4 protein-coding genes are annotated in these 3197 nt (G+C 55.5%); all 4 read left to right on the forward strand.

Annotated features, from left to right (window positions below; genetic code table 11):
• A partial coding sequence (locus AC2VLY_RS13015) for a hypothetical protein (RefSeq protein ID WP_486922421.1) occupies window positions 1-520 on the forward strand: 520 nt, incomplete at its 5' end.
• 33 nt (window positions 521-553) lie between these two features.
• Window positions 554-916 (forward strand): hypothetical protein, encoded by a 363-nt coding sequence (locus AC2VLY_RS13020; protein ID WP_486892276.1) that lies wholly within the window; start codon window positions 554-556, stop codon window positions 914-916.
• Window positions 917-1226: 310 nt separating this feature from the next.
• A complete protein-coding gene (gene iscB, locus AC2VLY_RS13025; protein WP_486922422.1) occupies window positions 1227-2642 on the forward strand; it encodes an RNA-guided endonuclease IscB in 1416 nt (471 codons plus the stop codon).
• The coding region (locus AC2VLY_RS13030; RefSeq protein WP_486922423.1) for a TraU family protein at window positions 2639-3197 on the forward strand (559 nt) is incomplete at its 3' end. The genes iscB and AC2VLY_RS13030, both read left to right, overlap by 4 nt.

The raw sequence follows: 3197 nt of genomic DNA on the forward strand, positions 1-3197 counted from the left end.
CGATTTAAGAGGGCTGGAAAACACCTCTCCAGAGGATCTGAAAAGAGTTCTGCAAAACGCCAAAGTCAAAATCGTTTTTGAACTGGATGCAGAAGATGAAAATGCCTCTGTAAGCAAATCGCATACAGAAGAAGAAATCTTGGCGATGTTTCCAGCTTTGACCAGGGGAAGCAATCCCGGTGCTGATTATTACCTGAACATGATGCTTTCCGGTTACAGGCTGCTCTGTGCAGCCCTGGAAAAAGGCGGTTATTCGGTCGCAGACGAAGACATAGTAAACATCTTGATTCGTGCTGAAGTGATAGAAAACGTGCCCGTCTGGAAGGGTATATCGGGCACTCAGGAAGGACATGATCTGGATGCCTTTCTGGACAAGCTCAGAGCCGAGACAGGCGCAGGATTCCGAGTAACGGAAGGCAAACTAAAGGATTGTTTTGGAGGATTCGCTGGGCGATTGGCTTTGCATTCTGCCTCGCTTAATGGGAAGGCAGAACAACAGCAGGTTGTTCATGCGGAATAACTGCAGTGCATTTTTTCAAGAAAGGAGAACGCGATGTCACAAGCAATTCGTACTGTAGGTGTTGGGCTTCTGGGCGCTGGATGGCTGGCAATGCACTTTCAAGCGGAATTTGTTTCTTTAGTTGGAAACGGGAACTCGCCCATCATTAGAAATCTGGCAGCATTACAGGCCGATTCTCCATTAGTGGCCCACATTACCGGAGCGGGACTGTATTTGCCTGCTATCTTCATTCTCGGTTGTCTGGGTGCCGGATTATTAGCTGCAGGTATGGTGTATCCATTTCTGGAGAATGCGATTGCGGAGCCGTTAGAGATTGTTGGTCACTTTATCGGCAAATCGTATTCTTCAGCCACTAATAAATCGGATCAATCGGCACGCTTCGCTAAAGCTAAGTGATTACTGTCAACTACCCCGTCCTGAAGGGCGGAGCTTGCAGGGCAGTACGCAGGCTCGGTTGACCAGGGAAAGCGGTAATCAACCCGCTACGTTTGTAACAGGTCGTCAAGACCCACTCCGGGATGCTTCCTTAGTCCCGGACACTGGAAGGAAGTGGATTCATGCTGGCGAAAGGTAAAGCGCCGAAGGCCATTTCCGCGTGTGTAAAAGCACGGAGCCGGTTGCAGACATTCCCGAAGGGAGACCCTTGCAGGGAGCAATCCCGAATAGGGCGTTACAAGCGTCCGTAAGGATGCAAAGGAGAGGTTGAATGGCTGTATTTGTTTTGGACAAGAGAAAGAAACCGCTGATGCCGTGCTCGGAGAAACGCGCACGGATACTGCTGGAGCGTGGCCGGGCGCGGGTGCATCGCATGGTCCCGTTCACCATCCGGCTGGTGGATCGTTTGCAGGAAGATTCGGTCCTGCAACCCCTGCGCCTGAAAGTGGCTCCGGGCAGCAAAACCACGGGGCTGGCTCTGGTGCGGGAACAGGAAACAGAGGATGCCAATACAGGCGAGATCATTCGCACGCTGGCCGTGGTCATGCTGCTGGAATTGCAGCACCGGGGCCATGCCATCAGCAAGGCGCTGAAACAACGGCACGGGCATCGGCGGTTTCGTCGGAGCAAGCTCCGCTATCGTCCGGCGCGATTCCTGAACCGCAAGAGGCCTGCGGGCTGGCTGGCACCGTCCCTGCGACATCGGGTGGATACGGTTACAGCATGGGTGTCTCGCTTGCAGCGTTGGGCACCCATATCCGCCCTGTCCACCCTGCTGCATCGCTTTGATACCCAGGCTTTGCAGAACCCGGAGATCTCTGGCGCGGAGTACCAGCACGGCACCCTGTTCGGCTACGAGGTCCGCGAGTATCTGCTGGAGAAGTGGGGCCGGAAGTGTGCGTATTGTGATGCAGAGCATATCCCGCTGACCATCGACCATATCCACCCCAGAAGCAAGGGCGGCAGTGATCGGGTATCGAACCTGACACTGGCCTGCGTGCCCTGCAACCAGCGCAAGAACAATCAGGACGTGCGGGACTATCTGGCCCACGACCCCAAGCGTCTGGCCCGTATCGAGGCACAGCGCAAGGCTCCTCTGAAAGATGCCGCTGCGGTCAACAGCAACCGCTGGGCACTGTTCAACCGCCTGAAGGATACCGGCCTCGATCTGGAAGTCGGCACCGGAGCGCGGTGCAAGTGGAATCGCAAGCAGCACGATATGCCCAAGGCACACAGTCTGGATGCCGCCTGTATCGGCACTGTGGACGGAATAGCACATTGGCAACAGCCCGTGCTTCGCATCAAGGCCACCGGGCGCGGCAGCTACCAGCGCACACAGCTCACGAAATACGGTTTTCCGCGTGGACACTTCATGCGGAGCAAAAGCGCATTCGGGTTTCAGACGGGAGATAGGGTCAAGGCCGTGGTCACTTCTGGCAAGAAAGTGGGCACTTATCTGGGCCGCGTCAATATTCGCGCCAGTGGCAGTTTCGCCATCCGGACAGCTACCGGAATGGTACAGGGCATTCATCACCGTTTCTGCACTCTGATTCAGCGGGCAGACGGATATGGGTATTTCTGGGACAAGATAGCGACATCACAAGGAGATGCGGGAATGGGGCGGTCATCGACCGCCGCGCTATCCCTCCCCGGCATAAATGCTGGGGATTCCCGCGCAACAGGTTGAATCCAAAACGGAAAAAGGACTGGAAAAGAGCACTGATCTTTAGTGCTGCTTTTCTGTTTGCATCTCCGGCTCTGGCCTCTGGCGCACAGGTCGCAACCATGTGCCCGGATGCCGGAATTTTTAAGGAACTGATCGGCGGTGTGTGCTGGTCAGCCATGTTCCCGCTGCGCGTGGCCGGCATGACCTGGTTCGGAGGTAATTCCGGCGTGCCTAATGGTGCGGCTTCAGGGGCTACCTGCATCTGCGGTGGAAGTCTCAAGCATTTGCAGCTCCCCACTATCGGTATCCAGATTGGATACTGGCAGCCATCCATGTTGATCGAGGCGGTATCCCATCCCTTTTGCTCGCCGGTTCTGGGAGGCGTCAGCCTGGATCCGAGTTCGACGGTCGGGAACCAGTGGACCGGTTCCTGGGGCGGCGATGTCGGAAATGGCGTCACGACAGCACAGCACAACAGTACCTTTTTCAATGTTCAGCTCTGGACTTTTCCGCTGATCACCATGATGCAGCTCGCAGACATCCCGGATTGCAATACTGGCTACCACGGGATGAATC

This window comes from Acidithiobacillus sp. TH-A36 (assembly GCF_057473445.1).

What these genes read in the sequence shown, in the direction of transcription:
- AC2VLY_RS13020 (WP_486892276.1), top strand. Translation starts at nt 554, where the DNA reads ATGTCACAAGCAATTCGTACTGTAGGTGTTGGGCTTCTGGGCGCTGGA.
- iscB (WP_486922422.1), top strand. Translation starts at nt 1,227, where the DNA reads ATGGCTGTATTTGTTTTGGACAAGAGAAAGAAACCGCTGATGCCGTGC.